We start from the raw sequence: 22,029 nt of genomic DNA, 5'->3' as shown, positions 1-22,029 counted from the left end.
GGTGGCTTCGCCCTGTGAGTACTAATCCGTGCCAGAGCACGGATTAGTACTCACAGGCGCGGAGCGCACATCATGATCACCAAGCTGCTGATCGCCAACCGCGGCGAGATCGCCGCCCGCGTCATGCGCACCGCGCAGGCGCTGGGCATCGACACCGTCGCCGTGTACTCCGACCCGGACGCCGACGCCCCGTTCGTCGCCCTCGCCGACGAGGCGGTCCGGCTGCCGGGCGCGTCGCCGACCGAGACCTACCTGCGCGCCGACCTCGTCATTGAGGCCGCCCGCGCCACGGGCGCCGACGCCGTGCACCCCGGCTACGGGTTCCTCTCCGAGAACGCGGGGTTCGCCCGGGACTGCGCGGCGGCGGGCCTGACCTTCGTCGGGCCCTCCCCCGACGCGATCGCCTCGATGGGTTCGAAGCTCGAGGCGAAGGCGCTGATGGACGCGGCCGGCGTGCCCGTGCTGCCGGGCGCGACCCTGCCCGAGGGCGCTCCCCTGCCGACCGACCTCGACTTCCCCGTGCTGGTCAAGGCCGCGTTCGGCGGCGGTGGGCGCGGGATGCGGATCGTGCGGCGGGAGTCGGACCTGGCCGGCGCCGTCGAGGGCGCCCGCCGGGAGGCTGCGGCGGCCTTCGGCGACGGGACGGTGTTCCTCGAGCGGTACGTCGAGGACCCGCGCCACGTCGAGGTCCAGATCCTCGGCGACAGCCACGGCGAGGTGGTCCACCTCTTCGAGCGCGAGTGCTCCATCCAGCGGCGCTACCAGAAGATCGTGGAGGAGAGCCCCTCCCCCGCGGTCGACGCGACCCTGCGCGCCGAGCTGGGCGCGGCCGCCGTCGCCGCCGGGAAGGCCATCGGCTACACCGGCGCGGGCACCGTCGAGTTCGTCCTCGACGCCGACCGGCGCTTCTTCTTCCTCGAGGTCAACACGCGGCTGCAGGTCGAGCACCCGGTGACCGAACTCGTCACGGGCCTGGACCTGGTCGCGCTGCAGCTGCGGGTCGCGGAGGGGCACCCGCTGCCGCCCGAGGTGATCGGCGCTGGGATCGACGGCCACGCCATCGAGGTCCGGCTCTACGCCGAGGACGTCCCCGCCGGCTACCTCCCCGCGACCGGCACGCTGCACCGCTTCGCCATCCCGACGATGCCCGGGTTGCGGGTCGACGCCGGGGTCATCGACGGCTCCGTCGTGAGCCCGCACTACGACCCGATGCTCGCCAAAGTCATCGCCCACGGCCCCACGCGCACCGAGGCCGCCCGGACCTTGGCCCGCGCGCTCGCGCACGCCGGCATCCACGGCGTCACGACGAACCGCGACCTGCTCGTCGGCATCCTGCGCGACGAGGAGTTCCTCGCCGGCCGCACCGACACCGGCTACCTGCCCCGCCACCCCGAGCTCCTGACGCCGGGTGCGCCCGCCGGCGAGCGGGTGCGGGCGGTCGCGGGCGCGCTCGCGGCGCAGGCGCAGCACCGGGCGGACGCGCGGGTGCTGCGCGACCTGCCGTCGGGGTGGCGCAACGTCGGCGGCCCGCCGCAGACGGTCGGGTACTCGGTCGGCGACCGGACGCTCGAGGTCGCCTACTCGTTCCGCCGCTCCGGGCTCGACGTCGCCGTCGACGGGGAGCCGCTCGCCGTCGCGCTGGTGTCGGCGACGCCGTCGGAGGTGGTCCTGACGCTCGACGGCGTGCGACGGACCTACCGCGTCCACCGCGCCGCCGGACGCACGTTCGTCGACGGGCCGGACGGGTCCAGCGCGTTCGACGACGTCCCGCGCTTCGCCGACCCGAACGCCGTCGCACACGCCGGATCGCTGCTCGCGCCGATGCCGGGGACGGTGGTGCGGGTGCTCGCGGCGAGCGGGGAGTCCGTGGCCGCGGGAGCGGCCCTCGTCGTCCTGGAGGCCATGAAGATGGAGCACACGGTCGCGGCGCCGGTCGACGGCGTCGTCGCGGAACTGCACGTCAGCCCGGGTGACCAGGTGGAGACGCGCCAGGTGCTGGCGGTGGTCGAATGAACCTCGCGACGCTCCTGCGGCGTGCCGCGGCCGATCATGCCGACCGGGTGGCGCTGCGGCTGGACGACACCGAAGTCTCCTACGCGGACTTCGCCGACCAGGTGGCGCGCTTCGCCGGGTACCTCCGCGCGACCGGCGTCGGCGAGGGCGAGCGGGTCGCCGTCCTGGCGCCCAACTGCCTGGAGTACCTCGTCGCGATCGTCGGGAGCTGGCAGGCCGGGGCGGTCGGCGTGCCGCTGAACTACCTGTTCCCGGACGCCCCGCTGCGCCACGCGCTGCTCGACTCGGGCGCGCGGCTCGTCGTCCTCCCGCCACAGGACGTCTCCCGCGTCGAGAAGGTGCTCGGTGAGGACCTCCCGGTCTTCCTGACGACGGGCGCGGAGGGTTCGTTCGCCTCCGCGGTCGCCGGGGCGGAGCCGCTCGACGGCGTGGTGCCGCGCCTGGACGGCGACGACGCGCTGCTGATGTACACCTCGGGCTCGACCGGCGTGCCCAAGGGCGTGCGGCAGACGCACCGCAACATCGCCGCGCAGGTCGACGGCGCGATCGAGGTCTACGAGCTCAGCGGCGAGGACCACGTCCTGAACTGCATGCCGATGTTCCACGTCGGCGGGCTGCAGCTCGCGAGCCTGCCGATGCTGGTGCGCGGCGGGCAGATCACGTTCATGCCGCGCTGGGACGTCGTGCGGTGGCTGGAGCTGGTCGAGGAGCTGCGCCCGACCTACGGCGGGCTGATCTCGACGATGATGATCGACGTCGGGAACCGGACGGTGGAGAACCCGGTGGTGCTGGACTCGTTCCGGGTCTGCATGTTCGGCGGGTCCCGCACGCCCACGGCCGCGATCGAACGGCTCGAGACGGGCACCGGCATCGTCGGGACGGAGATCTACGGACAGACCGAGCAGAGCGGCCTCGTCGTGACCTACCGCGCCGGGGAGACCCGTCGTCCGGACTCGATGGGCCGGCCTCTGGACCAGATCGTGCGGACGCGGCTGGTGCCGGTGGACGGGTCGCCGGACCTGGAGCCGGGTGACTCCGGGGTCGGCGAGCTGTGGGTGCGCGGCGACGCGGTGACGCCCGGCTACTGGGGCGTGGACACGTCGGAGAAGTTCGTGGACGGCTGGTTCCGCACCGGCGACCTGATGTCCCGCGACGCCGACGGCTACCTCTACTACGTCGACCGGATCGACGACATGATCGTCTCCGGCGGCGAGAACGTGTTCCCGCAGATGGTCGAGGAGCACCTGGCGGGCCACCCGGACCTCGCGGAGGTCGCCGTGATCGGCACCGCGCACGAGCGGTGGGTGGAGCAGGTGACCGCGGTCGTCGTGCCGCGTCGGGACGGCGTCACCGTGGAGGCGCTGCACCGGTGGTGCGCCGAGCACCCCGACCTGCAGGGCATGCACCGGCCGCGGCGGATCGAGATCGTCGACGCGCTCCCCCGCACCGGCAGCGGGAAGCTCAACCGGCCCGACCTGCGGAGGATGTTCCCGTGACCTCTCCGGTAGTCACGTACGAGGTCGACGACGGCGTCGCCTGGCTGACGATCGATCGGCCCGAGGCCCGGAACGCGCTGTCGAAGGAGGTGCGCGACGGGCTGTGGGAGGGCACACGTCGGTTCGTCGACGACTCCGGCGCCGCCGTCCTGGTGCTCACCGGCGCCGGTGAGAAGGCGTTCTGCGCGGGCGGGGATCTCAAGGAGATGGCGGAGACCTCGCTGGAGATCCCGCCGCCGGACTTCCTGCCACAGTTCGGGCGGAACATCGACGTGCCGAAGCCGACGATCGCCGCCGTCAACGGGGTCGCCTACGCCGGCGGCTTCCTGCTCGCGCAGCAGTGCGACCTCGTCGTCGCGGCCGAGCACGCGCGGTTCGCGGTGTCGGAGGTGAAGGTCGGGCGCGGGTCGCCGTGGGCGGCGCCGCTGTCGTGGCTCGTGCCGCCGCGGGTGGCGATGGAGATCCTGCTGACGGGCGACCCGCTGGACGCCGCGCGGGCGCGCGAGGTGGGGCTGGTGAACCACGTGGTGCCGGCGGCGGAGCTGCGGGACCGGGCGCAGGCGTTGGCGCGGACGATCGCGGCGAACGCCCCGCTGTCGGTGCGGGCTGGTAAGCAGACGGCGTATCTCTCCCGGCCCGACGTCTACGAGCGGGCCGAGGAGATCTGGGCGCCGGTCTACCGGTCGGCGGACGCACAGGAGGGGCCGGCGGCGTTCCGCGACAAGCGCACGCCGGTCTGGACGGGGAGGTAGCACCGTGCCGGTGTCCATGGACGCACTCGCCGACGACCTCAGGGCCGAGTCCGCCGAGCTGCGGGCGGTGCTGGCGGCGCTGACCGAGGAGCAGTGGCGCCAGGAGACCCCCGCGGAGGGCTGGACGGTGGCCGACCAGGTCTCCCACCTGGCCTACTTCGACGACGTCGCCCTGCGCTCCGCGACCGACCCCGAGGCGTTCGCGGCGGAGAAGGACGCGATGGACGCCGAGGGCGGGGTCAGTCCCGACACGATCGCCGCCCGCTTCCGCGACCTGTCGGGCGCGGAGATGCTGACCTGGTTCGACGAGGCCCGCACCGGGCTGATCGACGCCTTCCGCGAGCTCGACCCGAAGACGCGCGTGCCCTGGTTCGGGCCGGCGATGAGCGCCGCGTCGTCGCTGACCGCGCGGATCATGGAGACCTGGGCGCACGCCCAGGACGTGTACGACGCGGTCGGGGCGCCGCACCCGCCGTCGGACCGGCTGCGCCACGTCGCGCACATCGGGGTCGGCGCGCGGGCGTTCAGCTACGCCGCGCACGGGTTGGCGATGCCCGAGGTGCCGGTCCGGGTGGAGCTCGTGGCGCCCGACGGGTCGACGTGGACGTGGGGACCGGAGGACGCGGCCGACCGGATCACGGGACCGGCGGAGGACTTCGCCCTGCTGATCACCCAGCGGCGGCACCGGGACGACCTGTCCCTGACGGTCGAGGGCGACGCCGCCACGGAGTGGGCGCGCATCGGACAGGCGTTCGCCGGCGAGGCCGGGACGGGGAGGAAGCCACTCTCATGACCACCACTCCGCGTGAGGGGAACCCTCACGATGCCGGGGCGGACGCATCCTCCCCTCACGGCGGGCGTCCGGTGCGGATCGGCAACGTCTCCGGCTTCTACGGCGACCGCCTGGGTGCGGCGCGCGAGATGCTCGACGGCGGCCCGGTGGACGTGCTCTGCGGGGACTACCTCGCCGAGCTCACGATGCTCATCCTCGCGAAGGCGCAGGCCAAGGACCCCGACGCCGGGTACGCGAAGACGTTCCTGACCCAGATGCGCGACGTGCTCGCCGACTGCGTCGCCCGCGGCGTGAAGGTGGTGTCCAACGCGGGCGGGCTGAACCCGGCCGGGCTGGCGGCGGCGATCGACGAACTCGGAACGGGCGCGCAGGTGGCGTACGTCGAGGGCGACGACCTCCGGGGGTCGCTCGAGGAGGTGACGCCACCGGTCGTCGGGAAGCCCGTCTCCGCCAACGCGTACCTGGGCGGCTGGGGCATCGCGGAGGCGCTCGCCGCAGGCGCGGACGTGGTGGTGACGGGGCGGGTCACCGATGCGTCGCTGGTCGTGGGACCGGCCGCATGGTGGCACGGGTGGGACCGCGACGCCTTCGACGCGCTCGCCGGCGCCGTCGTCGCCGGACACGTCATCGAGTGCGGCCCGCAGGCGACCGGCGGCAACTACTCGTTCCTCGACGAGATCACCGACCGCCGCTATCCCGGGTTCCCGATCGCCGAAGTCGACGCCGACGGCTCGTCGGTGATCACGAAGCACCCGGGCACGGGCGGACTGGTCTCGGTCGGCACCGTCACCGCGCAGCTGCTGTACGAGATCGCCACGCCCGCGTACCTCGGGCCGGACTGCACCACGCACTTCGACACGATCACGCTGGCCCAGGACGGCGAGCACCGGGTGCGGATCTCGGGGGTGCGCGGGTCGGCGCCGCCGGAGACGCTGAAGGTGGCGCTCAACGACGCCGGCGGCTACCGGAACGCGATGACGCTCGTGCTCACCGGGCTCGACATCGAGGCGAAGGCCGCGTTCGCCGAACAGATGCTCTTCGACGTGCTCGGGGGTCGGGACCGGTTCGCCGAGGTCGACGTCCGGCTGCTGCGCTTCGACCACCCCGACGCCGCGTCGAACGCCGAGGCCACCGCGCACCTGAGGATCACGGTGAAGGACCCCGACCCGCGCGTGGTCGGGCGCGCGTTCTCCAACGCGACGATGGAACTCGCGCTCGGCGGCTACGCGGGCTTCCACACCACGACACCGCCCAGTGCCGAGTCGGCGTTCGGGGTCTACCGACCGGCGGCGGTGCCGCGCTCGGCGGTGACGCAGACCGTGGTGCTCTCGGACGGCGAGCGGCGGGTGGTGGCGGACCCGCCCACCACCTCCCCCAGTGGCAGCGAAGCGTCGTTGCTGTCATCCGGTGACAGCAACGACGCTTTCCTGCCACGGGGGGAGGTGGGCCCGACCCGCCGCGTCCCCCTCGGCACGGTCGTCGGCGCGCGCTCGGGCGACAAGGGCGGGAACGCGAACATCGGGGTCTGGGCGCGCACCGACGCCGCGCACGCCTGGCTGCAGGACTTCCTCACGCCGGACCGGGTGCGGGAGCTGCTCGGAGCGGAGGTCGCCGACCTGGCGATCGACGTGCACCCGCTGCCGAACCTGCGCGCCGTGAACGTCGTCGTGCACGGGATCCTCGGCGACGGCGTCGCCTCCTCGACCCGGCCCGACCCGCAGGCCAAGGGACTCGGCGAGTACCTGCGCAGCCGGCTCGTGGACGTGCCGGAGGCCCTGCTCGGTGCGTGACCGGAGGATGCGAGCGCTCTTGCGGTGCGAGGGTTCCCCTCACGCTTGACGGCGGGACGGGGTCGGGTAGCCGCGCCGCATGCCGCACTCCGACCGCGTCCCGCGCGTGACCCTGACCGACGGCGGCCCCATGCTCGTCGAGGGGCCCGTGGAGCTGGAGACCCCCGACGGCGAGATCGTGCGCTCCGAGCGGCCGGTGGTCGCGGTGTGCACCTGCCGGCGGAGCAAGCGCTTCCCGTTCTGCGACACCAGCCACCGGCGCAAGGTCCGTCAGACCAGGGTGCGCAGCGAGGACGACCCGGCGTCCCAGGACCGCATGAGGTGATCGGAGAGCCGGTCCTCGAGCAGCGTCAGCGCGCGCATGCCGAACACCACGTCGGCGGCCAGCTCCGGCGAGCGCCCCACGAGGTCGGCCAGCAGACCACGCCGCACGAGCTGCTCGTGCACCGCATCGGCCTCGACGTGCTCGACGTAGAAGGCGGTCGCCGCCTCCGACAGACCGAGGCGCTGCATCGCCTTGACCAGCCGCGCCGACCCGGGCGACGACGTCACCTCGATCAGCGCGAACTGCCCCACCGACGCCCCGCGCCACCGGCGGTGCAGCCCGCACAGCGACATGAGGTTGACCGGCGCGAGCGACGCGGCGGGCGCCGCCTCCAGGTAGCCGTGGTAGCGGGAGTCGAGGCCGAGCTCGTCCATCATGTCGGCGAACACCCGGGCGTGGACCCGCTCGGCGCGGCCGCCGCCGAACTCGTCGTGCTCGACGGTCACCAGCGACGCCTTGGCCTGGCCGTCGATCCGCGGGATCACCCAGGCCTGCGGGTCGGCCTCCTTCAGGTGGTAGATCGACCGGTGGATGACGTACTCGCGCAGCTGCCAGAGCCGGCCGTCCCGCATGAGCCGCCACGACGCGCCGTCCCCGTCGGCCTGCTCGACGAGCAGCGCCTCGACCTCGGCGTCCACGTCGTCGCCGGCGGGGACCTCGGCCACGAGCGCGTCCAGGAACGTCCGCTCGAGGGAGCGGCGCAGCCGGAGCAGCTCGGGCTCCCACTCGAGCTCGGCGTCGACCTCGGCGAACCCGTGGTAGTGCAGCTCGTAGAGGACGTAGAGCGCCAGCTGGAGGTCCTCGCCGTACGGGTCGAGTCCCGGGTCCGACGGCAGGTCGGTGACCGGACGACGGCCCGCGAGCACGTCGACGACGGCGGACGAGACGGGCCCCCGTCCCGACGGCAGGGCGTCGGCGCGGGCGACGGGCGGGCTGAGGACGTCGGTCACTCGGGTCTCCTCGACGACGGGTCGATGCGATCGAGCCGCCCGGCTACCCGACGACCTGCTCCGCATACGCGGTGTGTGCATCACACCGGATTCGACGGTCGGTGCTCGTAACCAGCGGGTAACACCCGCTCACCTCCGTCCCCGGCGGTTGAGTGTGCAGCTGTGCATCGGGGACGCCCGGCCGCCGGTCCTTCCCGGCCGCCGTCACGCGTCCGTGTCAGTCGTGCCGAACGTGGCCGTCCCCGTGCCCGCCGAGGAGCATGCGCATGTCGATCTCCCTGCCCACCCCGCGCACCACCACCGAGCCCGAGCCGGTCGTGCCCGACGTCATCGTCCCGATCCACGCCGCCGACGGCACCCGTGCGCACCTGCCGGTGCTGCGCGGCCCGGGCGTCTACCCCGCGCAGCGCGACACCTGGCTGCTGGCCGACGTGCTCGTCCGGGAACTGCACGAGTCGCTCCCCGGGCGGCGCGTGCTCGAGCTCTGCTCCGGGACCGGTGCACTCTCGCTGGTCGCGGCCGGGGTGCCGGGCACGGACGTGACCGCCGTCGACGTCTCGCGGCGCGCTCTCGCCAGCGCGTGGACCAACGCGCGTCGGCTGCGCCGTCGGGTCCGGCTGCACCGGGGCGACCTGGCCGCACCCGTCGTCGGCAAGCAGTACGACCTCGTCGTCTCGAACCCGCCGTACGTCCCCGCCGCGGACGCCTCTCTGCCGACGCGCGGCGCGATGCGCGCCTTCGACGGTGGGCTGGACGGCCGCACCGTCGTCGACCGCGTGATCGACTCCGCCCCGCAGGTCCTCGCCCCCGGCGGCTGCCTGCTGCTGGTGCACTCGGCCATCAACGGGGTCACGACGACGCTCCGGAAACTGGCCGCGCACGGCCTCGAGGCCGACGTCGCCGCCCGCTGCGAGCACCCGTTCGGACCGGTGTTCACCGCCCGCGCGGAGCTGCTCGAGCAGCGCGGTCTCATCGAGCCGGGGCAGCGGACGGAGGAACTCGTCGTCGTGCGGGCGCGGCGCCCGCTGGCCGCGTCGGCGCGCGAGAGCGCGTAGACACGCCGGACCTCCCGTCCGGGTGGCGTGCGCCCCGACCCGCCCGACGACGGGTTACGGTCCGCCCGTCGTCCGTACGGGAAAGGGTCCGACGTGCTGCGCTGGCTCCGGGATGTCCTCGTCATCGCCGTCCTCGCCGGGGCGATGACCTCGTTCGTGCTGGGCCATCCGGCCGTGGGCGCGGTGCTCGCCGTCGTCGGCGGCGTGATGATCAGCCTGGCCGCGCGTGGCCACAAGTACATGACGTTCGGCGGGCTGATGCGCTAGCCGGAGCCGTAGGCTGGCCCCTGCCTGCGCCTAGGGTTCCGTCCGACGCCCGCCACCTGATCCACAACCAGGGCGATCCGGGGTCTGGACCGAGCGGCGCCACGGCCCACGGCCGACACCTGACGGGAGAGAAACCCCGAGGGCTCCAGTTCCGACGTGCCCGCACCCGGTGTGCGGGCCGACGCCCAGGAGCCGCCCGGTGTCCCCCGCCGTCATCGCCCTCACCCTGCTCGCCGCGGTCCTGCACGCGACGTGGAACGCGATCGCCCACGGCGTCGCCGACCGCCTCGTCGGCTTCGCCCTCATCGGTCTGTCCTACGTCGTCGTCGGGGGCGGGGCCGCGCTCGTGCTGGGTCCGCCGCCCGCCCACGCCTGGCCGTTCGTGCTGGTCTCCGCGGGGCTGCACGTCGGCTACACGCTGCTGCTGTGGGCGAGCTACCAGCTCGGCGAGTTCAGCCAGGTCTACCCGGTCGTCCGCGGGACGGCGCCGTGGGTCGTCGCGCTCTACGAGGTGCTGTTCGGCGGCGGCCTGCCCTGGTGGGAGCTGCTGGGTGTCGCCGTGATCTCGCTGGGACTCGTCAGCCTGGCCCTCGACGGCCGGCGGCTGACGCGGGCGGCGCTGCCCGCGCTCGGCGCCGCCGTCGCGACCGGCCTGTTCATCGCCGGCTACACGCTGGTCGACGCGACCGCGGTCGCCACCACGCCGGTCGCGGTCTACGCCGCGTGGATGTTCCTGGTGCAGGGACCGGTGATGCCCGTGCTCGCGGTCGTCCGGCGGGGCCGGGGGCTGGCGCGGGTGCCGTGGTCCTCGCTCGCGGTCGGCTTCCTCGGCGGGCTGGTGTCGCTGGCGGCGTACGGGCTGGTCCTGGTCGCGCAGACCAGCGGGGCGACCGCGGCGGTCGCGGCCCTGCGCGAGACGTCCATCGTCATCGGCGCGGTGATCGGCACGCTCTTCCTCGGCGAGCGCTTCGGGTGGCGGCGGACGGTGGCCGCCGCGGTCGTCGTCGTCGGGATCGTGCTGGTGGATCTGTAGGCGCGGTCGGGCACCCCGCGGCCGTGGAACGCTTCGACGGCTGGATCGGCGGGCTGGGCACGGCGTCCGGGCTGCGCTACGTGATCGGCCACTGGCCCTCGTCGCCGCTGGGGACGTTCACCGACGTCATGGTCGAGCGGCCGGACGGGCACCGCCTCCTGCTCGCCCCCTCGACCGCCGTGGAGGAGTTCGTCGGCGCGACCTACACCTTCGACGAGGTGCGCCACGTCCCCGTCGACCTGCGGTCGGTCGGCCCGGAGTTCTTCCTGACGGCGGGTCCGCTCACCTCGCGCTTCGTGCTCGGCGGGCGGTCCCCGCTCGGGGTGCTGCTGCGCGCCGTGCCGTGGCGGCTCGCGACCGCCCCGCCGTGGATCGCGACGATCGACGCGATCGCCCGGCGGGTGCTGCCCGGGGTGCGCACCGTCGGCAGCGCGGGTGGTGGCCGCACCGAGTACTACGGCGCGCGGGACCTGCGCCGGATCGAGGCGGCGACGACGACGTTCGACGGGGTCGACCAGGGGGCGCTGCGGCCGGTCTCGCCGCCGGTGCGCTTCGGGTTCGGGTCGACGCCCACCGCGCCGTCGTGGGTGCGGATCACGACCCTGATCGAGGGCGCCGGGAATTCGTGGGAACCGATCGGGGGCGGCGGCACTCCAAGCGGATGAGGGACCGTGATCGACACGGCCTCGTCGTCCTGGGAGGCCGTCGTGATCCGTTCGTTCGTCGTCGCCGTGCTCGTCGTCGTGGGTGTCGTGGTGGGCGCCCCGTCCGCGCTCGGCGAGCCACCCGAGATCTGCGGCCCGGGCACGGCCGAGGACCAGGTGGTCCGGATCTTCCCGCGGGGAGCGGAGACCTCCGCGCTGCTGTGCGGGAACCGCTACTTCGGCTTCCACCGGATCGACTGGTCCGCCGTCTCGCTCGACGCGATCGCCCGCACGCTGGCCGACCCGGCCACGTCGACCTACGACGAGCGCAGCGAGACCTGGACGCTGACCGGCGCGGCGGTCGTCGTGATCACGGCCGCGCACGGTCAGATCATCACCGCGCGGGCGGCGTGATGGACGTCGTCGAGGAGGTCGGCCTGTGGTGGCCCGCGGCGGACCCGGAGCGGCTCCGCGCGGCCGCGGGCGCGTGGGACCGGGCGGCGGCGGACCTGGACCGGGCCCGCGAGGTCGGGTGGTCGGGCGCCGCCCAGGCCCGCGCGACGTGGACGGGCGAGGCGGCCGACCGGTTCGCCTCCACCTGGACCGCGCACGAGGCCGCCCTGCGCGACGACGCCGCCGGCTGCCGGGCCCTCGGGATCGCGCTGACCCGCTTCGCCGACGCGGTGGAGGACGCGCGGACGCGGGTCACGGAGCTGGCGGTGACGGCGGGCGCGACGCTCGTCGCCGGGGTGGGGCTCGCCTGGCTGACGTTCGGCACGTCGGCCGCGGCGGCCGGCGCGGTGAGCGCGGGTCTGGTGGCCGCCGCGGCGGCGATCGGCGTGGAGCTCTCGTCGACCGCCGCGGCGATCCTCGGGGGCGTGGTCGTCGGCGCCGTGTTCGGTGCCGTGGAGGCGGCGGTGGTCGACCTGGCGGTGGCGCAGCCGCTGCGCGTCGAGGCGTTCGGCCGCGGCGGGTACTCGCTCGACGAGGCCGGGGCGGCCGCGGCGGCGGGTGGCGCGTTCGGCGGGGTGCTGGGCGGGATCTCGGGCGGGCTCGCGGGAGCGGTGTCCCGTCCGGCACCCGCGGCGGCGCCGTCCGGGCTCGCCGACGACCTCGGGGCGCTCGACGGCCGCATCTCCGCGGCGCTCGACCCGGCGTCGCGCGGTGCCCTCGGCCCGCTGTTCCGCCCCGGCGTGCACGAGTCGCCGGGCGCCGCGTTCTCGCCGGAGCAGGTGCCGACCGCCCGGCTGCTCGAGTCCGAGGGCATGAGCGTCCACGCGCGGGCCGACGCCGGGGCCCTCGTCCGGTCCGACGCGACCGACCGGGGGCGCTTCGTGGAGCTGACCGTGCCCGAGGTGTCGTCGGCGTCGTCGGTGGAGGCCGCGGTGCTGGAGGGCAGCGGGCGGCTGGCGCGGCAGGGCGGCGGCGACCTCGTCGTCGACGGCCGGATGATCGCGCTCGACGTCGACGAGGCGGGCAAGGGCCTGCTCGCCGCCGTGCTGCGGGCCAAGGCCGAGGGGCTCGAGCTGCCCACGTCGATCCGGTTCGTGTTCGACGAGGGGAGCATCTTCTGGCCGTGAGCTCTCTGGCGAGTGCCAGCAAAGCGTCACTGCTTGCATCCAGTGACAGGAAAGGCCACTTCGTCGAAACCGCCCCTGACGACCGGCCGGAGTTCCTACCCTCGGCGTCGTGACTGGCGCATTCGGCACCCGGCCCGAGGACCTCGAGGCCGCGGCGACGCGGTTCGACGAGGCGGGGCGGATCGCCGCGGAGGCGGTGGCGGCCCTCCGGTCGACCCTGGCCGGGCTCGGCGACGTGGCCGGTGACGACGAGCAGGGCCGCACGTTCGCCGCGCAGTACGACCCGAAGGCGGCCGAGGGGATCACCGCGATCGGACAGGAGGCGGCGGGCCTGTCGTCGGTCGGCGGGGCGCTGCGGGCCACCGCGGCGGAGTACCGGGCGGGCGACGCCGGGGCGCTGGGTCCAGGCGCGCCCTGACCTGCCCGAACGGCACTCTCGCGCATATAGAGCGCGCGAGAGTGCCGTTCGTTCAGGCAGGCAGGCGGCCGAGGAACGCCAGCAGGTGCTCGTTCACGGCGTCGGCGTGCCGGGCGGGGAGCCAGTGGCCCGCCCCGGGCAGCGTCACGCACTCGAAGCCGCCGGTGACCCACGCGCCGGAGCCGGCCATCTGCGCCTCGCCCAGCGCGATGTCCTCGGCGCCGATCAGTCCCAGCACCGGGCAGGTGACCGGCGGCAGGTCGACGGGGTGCTCGTCGACGAAGGTCCGCGGGTCGACGTTCGCGCGGTACCAGGACAGGCCGGCGGTCAGGGCGCCCTCGCGGGAGAGGTCGCGGATGTGGGTGCGGACGAGGTCGTCGTCCTCGGTGCCCGGGTGGGCCCAGCGGCGCAGGAAGGACCAGTCGTCGGCGGGCAGCACCGCCTCCGCGACGCCCGGCTCACGGAACCACAGCATGTACCAGGACAGTGCGCGCTGCCGGAGCCCCGCGGCGCGGAACGCGTTGGGGTGCCCGACGGACAGGGCCACGTAGCCGCGCACCGCGTCGCTGGACATCGCGAGCGCCCAGCCGACCGCGGCGCCGTAGTCGTGGCCGACCACCACGGCCGAGTCCACTCCCCGCTCCCCCAGCAGCGCCGCCATGTCCGCCACCGAGTGGCGCAGGCGGTAGGCCCGCACGTCGGAGGGACGGTCGCTGTCGCCGAAGCCGCGCAGGTCGGGTGCGAGCACGCGGTACCCGGCCCCGACGAGGCACTCGATCTGCGCGGTCCACAGCGTGGCGCGGTCGGGGAAGCCGTGCAGGAGCAGCACGGCCGGGCCCGACCCGACGTCGTACACGGAGAGGGTGATGTCCGGGAGCGCGATCCGGACCGGGTCGGGCAGCTGCATCAGTCCCCCGTCAGCGAGATGGCGACACCGTCGGCGAGCAGGCGCCCGTGGCGCGTGAGGACCGCCCGCCCGCGGGCCCAGCACCCGTCGTCGAGCAGACCGTCCCGGACCGCCTGCTCGGCCGCGGCGCGCCCGCGGTCGTCGAGAACGCCCGCAGGGAGCCCCTCGACCGTGCGGAGGGACAGCAGCACCTGCTCGACGTGGCGGTCCGCTGCGGTGAGCAGCTCGCGCGCCTCCGCGGGTGACTCCCCCGCGGCCAGCTGCTTCGAGTAGCGGGCCGGGTGGCGGACGTTCCACCAGCGCACCCCGCCGACATGGGAGTGCGCGCCCGGGCCGGCGCCCCACCAGTCCCCGCCCGACCAGTAGCCGAGGTTGTGCCGGCAGCGGGCGGCGTCGGTGCGCGCCCAGTTCGACACCTCGTACCAGCCCAGGCCGTGGGCGGCGAGGACGTCGTCGACGATCTCGTAGCGGTCGGCGAGGACGTCGTCGTCGGGCATCGGCAGCTCGCCGCGGGCGACGCGGCGGGCGAGGGCGGTGCCGTCCTCGACGATGAGCGAGTAGGCCGAGACGTGGTCGGCGCCGGAGGCGAGCACGGCGTCGAGGGAGCGGCGGAGGTCGTCGTCGGTCTCGGTGGGCGTGCCGTAGATCAGGTCGAGGTTCACGTGGCGCAGGCCCGCGTCCAGAGCGGCCCGGGCGACCGACACCGCAGCACCGGGCGTGTGGCGGCGGTCGAGCACGGCGAGGACGTGGTCGACGTCGGACTGCATGCCCAGCGAGAGCCGCGTGTACCCGGCGTCGGCGATCGCGGCGAGCATCTCCGGCGTCGTCGACTCGGGGTTGGCCTCGGTGGTGACCTCGGCGCCGGCCGCGAGGCCGAACGTCCCGCGGATCGCGTCCAGCACGGCCGTGAGCCCCTCGGCGCCGAGCAGCGAGGGCGTGCCGCCGCCGAGGAAGACCGTGTCGGCGGGCGGGGGCGTGCCGAGCACGCGGGTCGCGAGGTCGAGTTCCCGACGGAGGCCCTCCAGCCAGCTGGCAGGGCTCGCGGGGTCGTCGGTGCCGGTCAGCCCGAGGTCGGAGGCCGTGTAGGTGTTGAAGTCGCAGTACCCGCAGCGGGTCGCGCAGAAGGGCACGTGGACGTAGACGCCGAACGGGCGCGTCCCCAGCCCGTCGAGCGCGCCGGGCGGGAGCGAGCCGTCGGCCGGGGCGGGTTCGCCGCCGGGCGGCACGGAGGGCATCCGTCCATTGTGCGCGTGTCGAGGATGTGGCTTCCCTGCCACTGGATGACAGCAACGACGCTTTGCTGCCATGGGGGCCATGACGGGCCATGAGGGGGAGAGGGGCACCCCACAGAGCCGCCGGTGGAATCGTGCCCCACGACATGGCACGCTCGACCTCGTGCGTGCACTGGACCCGATGCTCGTCGGTCGACCCCACGTCGACCTCGCGCGCGTCGCCAGCGCACTCTGCCCGGCCTGCTGAGGCACGCCGCTGACGCCCGCCCAGGGCAACCACCACCACGATCGTCAGCGGGTGCGCGCGGGCCCACCCCGGGTCGTCGCGCGCGCCTGCGCCCCGGAGGACGCACCACCGATGACCAGCGCCCCGTCCAGCGAAGGTGCCACGACGCCCGAGCAGTCGTACGCCGAGACCACCTCCGTCGGCATGCGCGGTGACGTGGAGGACAAGCCCGTCAAGGCCGCCCCGAAGCGCGCCCGCAAGGGCAAGGCCGAGGGCCAGTGGGCGCTGGGCTACCGCGAGCCGCTGAACAAGAACGAGCAGTCCAAGAAGGACGACAACCCGCTCAACGTGCGGGCCCGCATCGAGAACATCTACGCCCACCGCGGGTTCGACTCGATCGACCCGGCCGACCTGCGCGGGCGGTTCCGCTGGATGGGCCTCTACACCCAGCGCGCCGAGGGCTTCCCCGGCACCGACACCGGGCACGTCGAGGAGGAGGAGCTCGACGCCTCCTACTTCATGCTCCGTGTCCGCGTCGACGGCGGCGGGCTGACCACCGAGCAGCTGCGGGTCATCGGCGAGATCTCCCAGACCTTCGCCCGCGACACGGCCGACGTCACCGACCGCGAGAACATCCAGTTCCACTGGATCCGCATCGAGGACATGCCCGAGATCTGGCGCCGGCTCGAGGCCGTCGGGCTGCAGACGACCGAGGCGTGCGGCGACTGCCCGCGCGTCGTGCTCGGCTCCCCCGTCGCTGGGATCAGCGCCGACGAGATCATCGACGGCACGCCCGCCGTCGAGCAGATCGTCGAGCGCTTCATCGGCGACCGGTCGCTGTCGAACCTCCCCCGCAAGTTCAAGACCGCGATCTCGGGCCAGCAGGACGTGGCGCACGAGGTGAACGACGTCAGCTTCGTCGGCGTGGTCCACCCCGAGCACGGCCCCGGCTTCGACGTGTACGTCGGCGGCGGCCTCTCGACCAACCCGAAGCTCGCGGTCCGCCTCGGTGCGTGGGTGCCGCTCGACGAGGTGCCCGACGTCTGGCACGCCGTGGTCCAGACCTTCCGCGACTACGGCTACCGCCGCCTGCGCACCCGCGCGCGGATCAAGTTCCTCGTCGCCGACTGGGGCCCGGAGAAGTTCCGGCAGGTCATGGAGGACGAGTACCTGCACCGGAAGCTCATCGACGGGCCGGCGCCCGAGACCATCGCCGGCACCATCGACCACGTCGGCGTGCACGACCAGGTCGACGGCCGCAAGTACGTCGGCGTCGCCCCGCCCGCGGGCCGGACGAGCGGCTCGACGCTGGTCGGCGTCGCGAAGGCCGCGGAGGACGTCGGGTCCACCCGCATCCGCCTCACGCCGTACCAGAAGATCGTCGTCCTCGACGTCCCCGAGGAGAAGGTCGACACCCTGACGACGGCGCTGGACCACCTCGGGCTGCCCGCGCGCCCCAGCGTGTTCCGCCGCTCGACGATGGCCTGCACCGGCCTGGAGTTCTGCAAGCTCGCGTTCGTCGACACGAAGAACCGGGCCGGCGACCTCGTCACCGAGCTCGAGCAGCTGTGCGCGGACGTCGCGCCGCAGCTCGACACGCCGATCTCGATCCACCTCAACGGCTGCCCGAACTCGTGCGCCCGCGTGCAGGTCGCCGACATCGGCCTCAAGGGCCAGATCGTCAACGACGCCGACGGCAACCCGGCGGCGGGCTTCCAGGTCCACCTCGGCGGTGGGCTCGGCCTCGACTCCGGTTTCGGGCGCAAGCTCCGCGGCCACAAGGTGCTCTCCGCCGAGCTCGGCCCGTACGTCGAGCGCCTGGTCCGGGCCTTCGTCTCCGACCGGAACGACGGCGAGCGCTTCGCCCAGTGGGTCCTGCGGGCGGAAGAAAGCCGACTCCAGTGAGGTTGGCGATCCAGTACTGCCCCTACTGCGGCGAGCAGGACCTGCGCCCCCGGGAGACGCCGGAGAACGCCTGGGAGTGCGCCGACTGCCGCAGCACCTTCGTCGTCACGGGAGTGGCCGTATGACCAGCACCGAGAGCGCCACCAGGGCCGACGCCCTCGCGGCGGGCGAGCGCTTCGCCGCACTCGAGGACTCGACCGACCACGTCGAGCTCGCCCACGACATCCTCGCCTGGGCGGCCGCGACGTACGGCGAGCGGCTCATCGTCGCCTCGAACATGCAGGACGCGGTGCTGGTCAAGCTCGGCGCCGAGGCCCGCCCCGGCGTCGACGTGCTGTTCCTCGAGACCGGCTACCACTTCGCCGAGACCCTCGGCACCCGCGACGCGGTCGCCCAGGTCTACGGCGTGAACATCGTCGAGGCGCACCCGGAGCTGACCGTCGCCGAGCAGGACGAGCGCTTCGGCAAGGATCTCTTCGCGAGCGACCCCGGCGCCTGCTGCACCATGCGAAAAGTCGAGCCGCTGAAGAAGACCCTCGCGCTCTACGACGCCTGGGTCACCGGCGTGCGCCGGGTCGAGGCCCCCACCCGCGCGAACACGCCGCTGGTGACGTGGGACGAGAAGCACGGACTGGCCAAGGTCAACCCGATCGCGCACTGGTCCGACGAGCAGATGGACGCCTACATCGCCGACCACGCGGTGCTGGTCAACCCGCTGGTCGGCGAGGGCTACCCGTCGATCGGCTGCCGGCCGTGCACGGCCAAGCCGGCGCCGGGCGCCGACCCGCGCAGCGGCCGCTGGGCGGGCTTCACCAAGACCGAGTGCGGGCTGCACGGATGACCGCGACGCTGAGCACCACCGACCAGCTCGACGTCCTCGAGTCCGAGTCGATCCACGTGATGCGCGAGGTCGCCGGCGAGTTCGACCGCCCGGTGATCCTCTTCTCCGGCGGCAAGGACTCGATGCTGCTGGTGCACCTCGCCCACAAGGCGTTCTGGCCTGCGCCGATCCCGTTCCCGGTGCTGCACGTCGACACCGGGCACAACTTCGACGAGGTCATCGCCTTCCGCGACGCGGTCGTCGAGCGCTACGGGCTGACGCTCGAGGTCGCGAGCGTGCAGGACTACATCGACGACGGCCGCCTGGCCGAGCGCGCCGACGGGACCCGCAATCCGCTGCAGACCACTCCCCTGCTCGACGCGATCGCCGAGCACCGCCACGACGCCGTGTTCGGCGGCGGCCGGCGCGACGAGGAGCGGGCCCGCGCGAAGGAGCGCATCTTCTCGCTGCGCACCGCGTTCGGCGCCTGGGAGCCCTCGCGGCAACGACCCGAGCTGTGGAACCTCTACAACGGGCGCCACAAGCCGGGCGAGCACGTCCGCGTGTTCCCGCTGTCGAACTGGACCGAGCTCGACGTCTGGCGCTACATCCAGCGCGAGTCGATCGACCTGCCGTCGATCTACTACGCGCACACCCGCGACGTCTTCGCCCGCGACGGCATGTGGCTGACGTCGGGTCCGTGGGGCGGTCCGCGCGACGGCGAGCAGGTGATCACGAAGACGGTCCGGTACCGCACCGTCGGGGACGGTTCCTGCACCGGCGCGGTCGAGTCGACGGCCACGACGCTCGACGAGGTGCTCGCCGAGGTCCGCGGGTCGCGGCTGACCGAACGCGGTGCCACGCGCGCCGACGACCGGCTCTCCGAGGCCGCCATGGAAGATCGTAAGAAGGAAGGCTACTTCTGATGACCGATCTCCTGCGGCTCGCGACGGCGGGCTCGGTCGACGACGGCAAGTCCACGCTCGTCGGGCGGCTGCTCTACGACACCAAGTCGGTCCTGGCCGACCAGCTCGAGGCCGTCGAGCGCGCGTCGAAGAGCGCCGACGGCGAGCCCGACCTGTCGCTGCTGGTCGACGGCCTGCGCTCGGAGCGGGAGCAGGGCATCACGATCGACGTGGCCTACCGCTACTTCGCGACGCCGCGCCGGTCGTTCGTGCTCGCCGACACCCCCGGCCACGTGCAGTACACCCGCAACACCGTCACCGGCGCGTCCACCGCGCAGCTCGCGGTGCTGCTCGTGGACGCCCGCCACGGCGTCGTCGAGCAGACCCGCCGGCACGCCGCGGTCATGGCGCTGCTGCGGGTGCCGCGCCTCGTGCTCGCCGTCAACAAGATCGACCTCGTCGACTACGACGAGGCGACCTACCTGACCATCGCCAAGGAGTTCCTCGACCACACCGCGGCCCTCGGGTACGGCGAGGACGCGGTCGTGACGATCCCGGTGTCGGCGAAGAAGGGCGACAACGTCGTCCTGGCCTCCGACCGCACGCCCTGGTACGACGGCCCGACGCTGCTCGACCACCTCGAGACGGTGCCGGTCGACGGTCCCGACGACGACGCCCCGTTCCGGTTCCCGGTGCAGACCGTGATCCGGCCGCGCTCGGCCGAGTACCCCGACTACCGCGGCTACGCGGGCCTCGTCGCGGCGGGATCGGTGTCGGTGGGCGACGAGGTCGTCGTGCTGCCGGACGGCCAGTGCACCACCGTCGAGGGGATCGACCGGTACACGTCGTCGCTCTCCTCCGCGTCCGCCGGCGACAGCGTCGTCCTGCGGCTCGCGCACGACCTCGGCATCGCCCGCGGCGCCGTGCTCGTGGCGGCCGGGTCGGCCCCCGAGCCGGTCACCGAGTTCACGGCGACCCTCGCGTGGCTGCACGACAAGCCGCTCACGCCCGGACGGCGGCTGCTCGTCAAGCACGGCACCCACACCGTGCAGGCCATGATCACCGCTGTCGAGGACCGGCTGGACATCCAGACCCTGGCGCTCGACGCCGACCCCGGCACGCTCGAGATCAACGACATCGGCCACGTCGCGGTCACCGTCGCCGAGCCGCTGCCGCTCGACGACTACGACACGGTGGCGGCCACCGGCTCGTTCCTGGTGATCGACCCGCAGGCGGGCGACACGCTCGCCGCGGGCCTCGTCGGGCGGCCGCTCGTGACGACGCCGGTGGACGCGTAGGTCTCACCGCGCAGCGAACGGCCCCTCCGGTCGGTCTCCTCGACCGAAGGGGCCGCTCGTGCACGGACCCCGCGTCGCGAGATGCACATGACGCAGGCGCGGGCGCGTCGGACGCTGCCTGACGTGACCCTCGCGACGGTCGGGGGCGCCGGGAAGCACCGCCCGTTACCGTCGCCGCGATGACCGGCTGGCTGCTCGTGGTGCGTGAGCACATCGACCTGCTGCTGGTCGCCTCGTCCCTGTGTCGGTAGGGCTGCCCCGCTCCCCCACCGACCTCCGGAGACCCGAGTGACCAGCACCGCCACGCCGGCGCACACCCCGCGCCGCGTCGCCCTCGCCAGCGCGGTCGGCACCACCATCGAGTGGTACGACTTCTACCTCTACGCCACCGCGACCGCGCTGGTGTTCAACACGCTGTTCTTCCCCTCGGTCAGCCCGACGGCGGGCACCCTCGCGGCCTTCGCCACCTACGCCGCCGGGTTCGGCGCCCGCCCGATCGGCGCGGTCGTCGCCGGCCACCTGGGCGACCGGATCGGGCGCAAGAGCGTGCTCGTCGCGTCGCTGATCGCGATGGGCGCCGCCACGACCCTGATCGGCCTGCTCCCCTCCTACGCGAGCATCGGTGCCCTCGCCCCGACCCTGCTCGTGGTGCTGCGCCTCGTGCAGGGGTTCGCGGTCGGGGCGGAGTGGGGCGGCGCCGCGGTGCTCTCGGCCGAGCACGCCCCGGCGCACCGCCGCGGCTGGTACGGCAGCTTCACCCAGATCGGCTCGCCCGCCGGGATGCTGCTCGCGACCGGCTCGCTCTTCCTGGTCCGCGCGACGACCTCCGAGGACGCCTTCCTCTCCTGGGGCTGGCGCATCCCGTTCCTCGCGAGTGCGGTGCTCGTCGTGATCGGTCTGGTCATCCGCCTGCGCCTCGAGGACGCGCCGGAGTTCACGACGCTGCGTTCCGAGCGCCAGGTCGCGAAGCTGCCCGTCGTCGAGGTCCTGCGCACGGCGCCGCGGGCGGTCATCCTGACGACGGGTCTGCGGCTCTCGCAGATCGGGCTCTACGTGCTGATCACGACCTACGGCCTGACGTACATCACGCAGACCCTCGGCCGCGGCTCGACGGCCGGTCTGACCGCCGTCGTCATCGTGTCGGCGATCGGGCTCGTGACGACGCCGCTCTGGGCGGTCCTGTCCGACCGGATCGGGCGCCGGCGCCCCTACCTGCTGGGCGCGATCGGCGGGACGGTCGCGCTCGCGCTGTTCTTCGCGGCCGTCGACACCGGGTCGACCGTGCTGATCGTGCTGGCGGCGGTGCTGGCGATCAACGTCGTGCACGACTCGATGTACGGCCCGCAGGCGGCGTGGTTCGCGGAGATGTTCGACGTCCGCGTCCGCTACAGCGGCGCCTCGCTCGGCTACCAGATCGGGTCCGTCCTGGCCGGCGGGTTCGCCCCGCTCGTGGCCGCCTCGCTGCTCATCGCGGGCGACGGACGACCATGGTGGATCGTGCTCGCCTACGCCGGGCTCGCCGTCCTGACGACCGCCGCCGCCCTGCTCGCACCCGACCCGAGCCGTCGTCGGGACGGCGTCCCGGCCCCCGCCGCCGCCTCCCCCGCCGCGTGAGGGGAA

23 protein-coding genes are annotated in these 22,029 nt (G+C 73.8%); 20 read left to right on the top strand and 3 right to left on the bottom strand.

The annotated features are described in order from the left end of the window. The first annotated feature begins 72 nt into the window (after window positions 1–72). From ACQPYX_RS08735 to ACQPYX_RS08710, 6 genes are all read left to right on the top strand, one after another. Window positions 73–2,013, top strand: a complete 1,941-nt coding sequence (locus ACQPYX_RS08735) for a biotin carboxylase N-terminal domain-containing protein (protein WP_433802504.1) — start codon at window positions 73–75, stop codon at window positions 2,011–2,013. Next, window positions 2,010–3,509 (top strand): class I adenylate-forming enzyme family protein, encoded by a 1,500-nt coding sequence (locus tag ACQPYX_RS08730; protein ID WP_433802503.1) that lies wholly within the window; start codon window positions 2,010–2,012, stop codon window positions 3,507–3,509. The genes ACQPYX_RS08735 and ACQPYX_RS08730 overlap by 4 nt, the downstream gene beginning before the upstream one ends. After that, window positions 3,506–4,261 (top strand): enoyl-CoA hydratase/isomerase family protein, encoded by a 756-nt coding sequence (locus tag ACQPYX_RS08725; RefSeq protein WP_433802502.1) that lies wholly within the window; start codon window positions 3,506–3,508, stop codon window positions 4,259–4,261. Before ACQPYX_RS08730 ends, ACQPYX_RS08725 begins: the two co-directional genes overlap by 4 nt. Window positions 4,262–4,277: 16 nt before the next feature. After that, the gene (locus ACQPYX_RS08720) at window positions 4,278–5,054 is read left to right on the top strand and encodes a TIGR03084 family metal-binding protein (protein ID WP_433802500.1); all 777 of its coding nucleotides are present in this window, start codon (window positions 4,278–4,280) and stop codon (window positions 5,052–5,054) included. Continuing rightward, a complete protein-coding gene (locus tag ACQPYX_RS08715; protein WP_433802499.1) occupies window positions 5,051–6,844 on the top strand; it encodes an acyclic terpene utilization AtuA family protein in 1,794 nt (597 codons plus the stop codon). The genes ACQPYX_RS08720 and ACQPYX_RS08715 overlap by 4 nt, the downstream gene beginning before the upstream one ends. A 79-nt stretch (window positions 6,845–6,923) precedes the next feature. Beyond that, window positions 6,924–7,169: a CDGSH iron-sulfur domain-containing protein gene (locus ACQPYX_RS08710; RefSeq protein ID WP_433802498.1), complete on the top strand. Its 246-nt coding sequence runs from the start codon at window positions 6,924–6,926 to the stop codon at window positions 7,167–7,169. Here ACQPYX_RS08710 and ACQPYX_RS08705 read toward each other — a convergent pair. Then, window positions 7,115–8,119: an iron-containing redox enzyme family protein gene (locus ACQPYX_RS08705; RefSeq protein ID WP_433802496.1), complete on the bottom strand. Its 1,005-nt coding sequence runs from the start codon at window positions 8,117–8,119 to the stop codon at window positions 7,115–7,117. The two genes, ACQPYX_RS08710 and ACQPYX_RS08705, sit on opposite strands and share 55 nt — an antisense overlap. 266 nt (window positions 8,120–8,385) lie before the next feature. On the opposite strand from ACQPYX_RS08705, the gene ACQPYX_RS08700 reads away from it, so the two are divergent. From ACQPYX_RS08700 to ACQPYX_RS08670, 7 genes are all read left to right on the top strand, one after another. Further along, the gene (locus ACQPYX_RS08700; protein WP_433802495.1) at window positions 8,386–9,174 is read left to right on the top strand and encodes a HemK2/MTQ2 family protein methyltransferase; all 789 of its coding nucleotides are present in this window, start codon (window positions 8,386–8,388) and stop codon (window positions 9,172–9,174) included. Between the two features lie 93 nt (window positions 9,175–9,267). After that, on the top strand, window positions 9,268–9,441 hold the full coding sequence (locus tag ACQPYX_RS08695) for a hypothetical protein (protein WP_433802494.1): 174 nt from the start codon (window positions 9,268–9,270) through the stop codon (window positions 9,439–9,441). A 199-nt stretch (window positions 9,442–9,640) separates the two neighbouring features. Beyond that, window positions 9,641–10,474, top strand: coding sequence for an EamA family transporter (locus ACQPYX_RS08690; RefSeq protein WP_433802493.1), 834 nt, complete (start codon window positions 9,641–9,643; stop codon window positions 10,472–10,474). A gap of 23 nt (window positions 10,475–10,497) precedes the next feature. After that, window positions 10,498–11,139: a hypothetical protein gene (locus ACQPYX_RS08685; protein WP_433802492.1), complete on the top strand. Its 642-nt coding sequence runs from the start codon at window positions 10,498–10,500 to the stop codon at window positions 11,137–11,139. A gap of 6 nt (window positions 11,140–11,145) precedes the next feature. Further along, window positions 11,146–11,532 carry a hypothetical protein gene (locus ACQPYX_RS08680; RefSeq protein ID WP_433802491.1) on the top strand — a complete coding sequence of 129 codons (387 nt, stop codon included), beginning with the start codon at window positions 11,146–11,148 and terminating at the stop codon, window positions 11,530–11,532. Next, window positions 11,532–12,698 carry a hypothetical protein gene (locus ACQPYX_RS08675; protein ID WP_433802490.1) on the top strand — a complete coding sequence of 389 codons (1,167 nt, stop codon included), beginning with the start codon at window positions 11,532–11,534 and terminating at the stop codon, window positions 12,696–12,698. The genes ACQPYX_RS08680 and ACQPYX_RS08675 overlap by 1 nt, the downstream gene beginning before the upstream one ends. 109 nt (window positions 12,699–12,807) lie before the next feature. Beyond that, window positions 12,808–13,116, top strand: a complete 309-nt coding sequence (locus ACQPYX_RS08670; RefSeq protein WP_433802489.1) for a hypothetical protein — start codon at window positions 12,808–12,810, stop codon at window positions 13,114–13,116. A 52-nt stretch (window positions 13,117–13,168) separates the two neighbouring features. On the opposite strand, the gene ACQPYX_RS08665 is transcribed toward ACQPYX_RS08670, so the two are convergent. Beyond that, window positions 13,169–14,023: an alpha/beta fold hydrolase gene (locus ACQPYX_RS08665; protein WP_433802488.1), complete on the bottom strand. Its 855-nt coding sequence runs from the start codon at window positions 14,021–14,023 to the stop codon at window positions 13,169–13,171. Continuing rightward, the gene (hemW, locus tag ACQPYX_RS08660) at window positions 14,023–15,258 is read right to left on the bottom strand and encodes a radical SAM family heme chaperone HemW (RefSeq protein WP_433802487.1); all 1,236 of its coding nucleotides are present in this window, start codon (window positions 15,256–15,258) and stop codon (window positions 14,023–14,025) included. Before hemW ends, ACQPYX_RS08665 begins: the two co-directional genes overlap by 1 nt. Before the next feature lie 70 nt (window positions 15,259–15,328). On the opposite strand from hemW, the gene ACQPYX_RS08655 reads away from it, so the two are divergent. From ACQPYX_RS08655 to ACQPYX_RS08625, 7 genes are all read left to right on the top strand, one after another. Beyond that, window positions 15,329–15,502, top strand: coding sequence for a putative leader peptide (locus ACQPYX_RS08655; protein ID WP_433802486.1), 174 nt, complete (start codon window positions 15,329–15,331; stop codon window positions 15,500–15,502). 183 nt (window positions 15,503–15,685) lie between these two features. Next, window positions 15,686–17,386 carry a nitrite/sulfite reductase gene (locus ACQPYX_RS08650; protein WP_433803695.1) on the top strand — a complete coding sequence of 567 codons (1,701 nt, stop codon included), beginning with the start codon at window positions 15,686–15,688 and terminating at the stop codon, window positions 17,384–17,386. After that, entirely contained in the window at window positions 17,383–17,511 is a 129-nt protein-coding gene (locus tag ACQPYX_RS08645) for an Insertion element protein (protein WP_433802485.1), read from the top strand. Before ACQPYX_RS08650 ends, ACQPYX_RS08645 begins: the two co-directional genes overlap by 4 nt. Then, window positions 17,508–18,227 (top strand): phosphoadenylyl-sulfate reductase, encoded by a 720-nt coding sequence (locus ACQPYX_RS08640; protein WP_433802484.1) that lies wholly within the window; start codon window positions 17,508–17,510, stop codon window positions 18,225–18,227. The genes ACQPYX_RS08645 and ACQPYX_RS08640 overlap by 4 nt, the downstream gene beginning before the upstream one ends. After that, window positions 18,224–19,132, top strand: a complete 909-nt coding sequence (cysD, locus tag ACQPYX_RS08635) for a sulfate adenylyltransferase subunit CysD (protein WP_433802483.1) — start codon at window positions 18,224–18,226, stop codon at window positions 19,130–19,132. Before ACQPYX_RS08640 ends, cysD begins: the two co-directional genes overlap by 4 nt. Beyond that, window positions 19,132–20,409: a sulfate adenylyltransferase subunit 1 gene (locus ACQPYX_RS08630; RefSeq protein WP_433802482.1), complete on the top strand. Its 1,278-nt coding sequence runs from the start codon at window positions 19,132–19,134 to the stop codon at window positions 20,407–20,409. The genes cysD and ACQPYX_RS08630 overlap by 1 nt, the downstream gene beginning before the upstream one ends. Before the next feature lie 288 nt (window positions 20,410–20,697). Next, the gene (locus ACQPYX_RS08625; RefSeq protein WP_433802481.1) at window positions 20,698–22,023 is read left to right on the top strand and encodes an MFS transporter; all 1,326 of its coding nucleotides are present in this window, start codon (window positions 20,698–20,700) and stop codon (window positions 22,021–22,023) included. Window positions 22,024–22,029: the final 6 nt, after the last annotated feature.

Source organism: Actinomycetospora sp. CA-084318, assembly GCF_050955885.1.
Taxonomy (GTDB): Bacteria; Actinomycetota; Actinomycetes; order Mycobacteriales; family Pseudonocardiaceae; genus Actinomycetospora.
This window is presented reverse-complemented; position numbering and strand designations above follow the sequence as displayed.

Bases quoted from the DNA above. Each gene is read 5' to 3' on its own strand.
- ACQPYX_RS08730 (WP_433802503.1), top strand. From the start codon at position 2,010: ATGAACCTCGCGACGCTCCTGCGGCGTGCCGCGGCCGATCATGCCGAC.
- ACQPYX_RS08710 (WP_433802498.1), top strand. From the start codon at position 6,924: ATGCCGCACTCCGACCGCGTCCCGCGCGTGACCCTGACCGACGGCGGC.
- ACQPYX_RS08715 (WP_433802499.1), top strand. From the start codon at position 5,051: ATGACCACCACTCCGCGTGAGGGGAACCCTCACGATGCCGGGGCGGAC.
- ACQPYX_RS08655 (WP_433802486.1), top strand. From the start codon at position 15,329: ATGGGGGCCATGACGGGCCATGAGGGGGAGAGGGGCACCCCACAGAGC.
- cysD (WP_433802483.1), top strand. From the start codon at position 18,224: ATGACCGCGACGCTGAGCACCACCGACCAGCTCGACGTCCTCGAGTCC.
- ACQPYX_RS08650 (WP_433803695.1), top strand. From the start codon at position 15,686: ATGCGCGGTGACGTGGAGGACAAGCCCGTCAAGGCCGCCCCGAAGCGC.
- ACQPYX_RS08640 (WP_433802484.1), top strand. From the start codon at position 17,508: ATGACCAGCACCGAGAGCGCCACCAGGGCCGACGCCCTCGCGGCGGGC.
- ACQPYX_RS08630 (WP_433802482.1), top strand. From the start codon at position 19,132: ATGACCGATCTCCTGCGGCTCGCGACGGCGGGCTCGGTCGACGACGGC.
- ACQPYX_RS08675 (WP_433802490.1), top strand. From the start codon at position 11,532: ATGGACGTCGTCGAGGAGGTCGGCCTGTGGTGGCCCGCGGCGGACCCG.
- ACQPYX_RS08735 (WP_433802504.1), top strand. From the start codon at position 73: ATGATCACCAAGCTGCTGATCGCCAACCGCGGCGAGATCGCCGCCCGC.
- ACQPYX_RS08665 (WP_433802488.1), bottom strand. From the start codon at position 14,023: ATGCAGCTGCCCGACCCGGTCCGGATCGCGCTCCCGGACATCACCCTC.
- ACQPYX_RS08700 (WP_433802495.1), top strand. From the start codon at position 8,386: ATGTCGATCTCCCTGCCCACCCCGCGCACCACCACCGAGCCCGAGCCG.
- hemW (WP_433802487.1), bottom strand. From the start codon at position 15,258: ATGCCCTCCGTGCCGCCCGGCGGCGAACCCGCCCCGGCCGACGGCTCG.
- ACQPYX_RS08720 (WP_433802500.1), top strand. From the start codon at position 4,278: ATGGACGCACTCGCCGACGACCTCAGGGCCGAGTCCGCCGAGCTGCGG.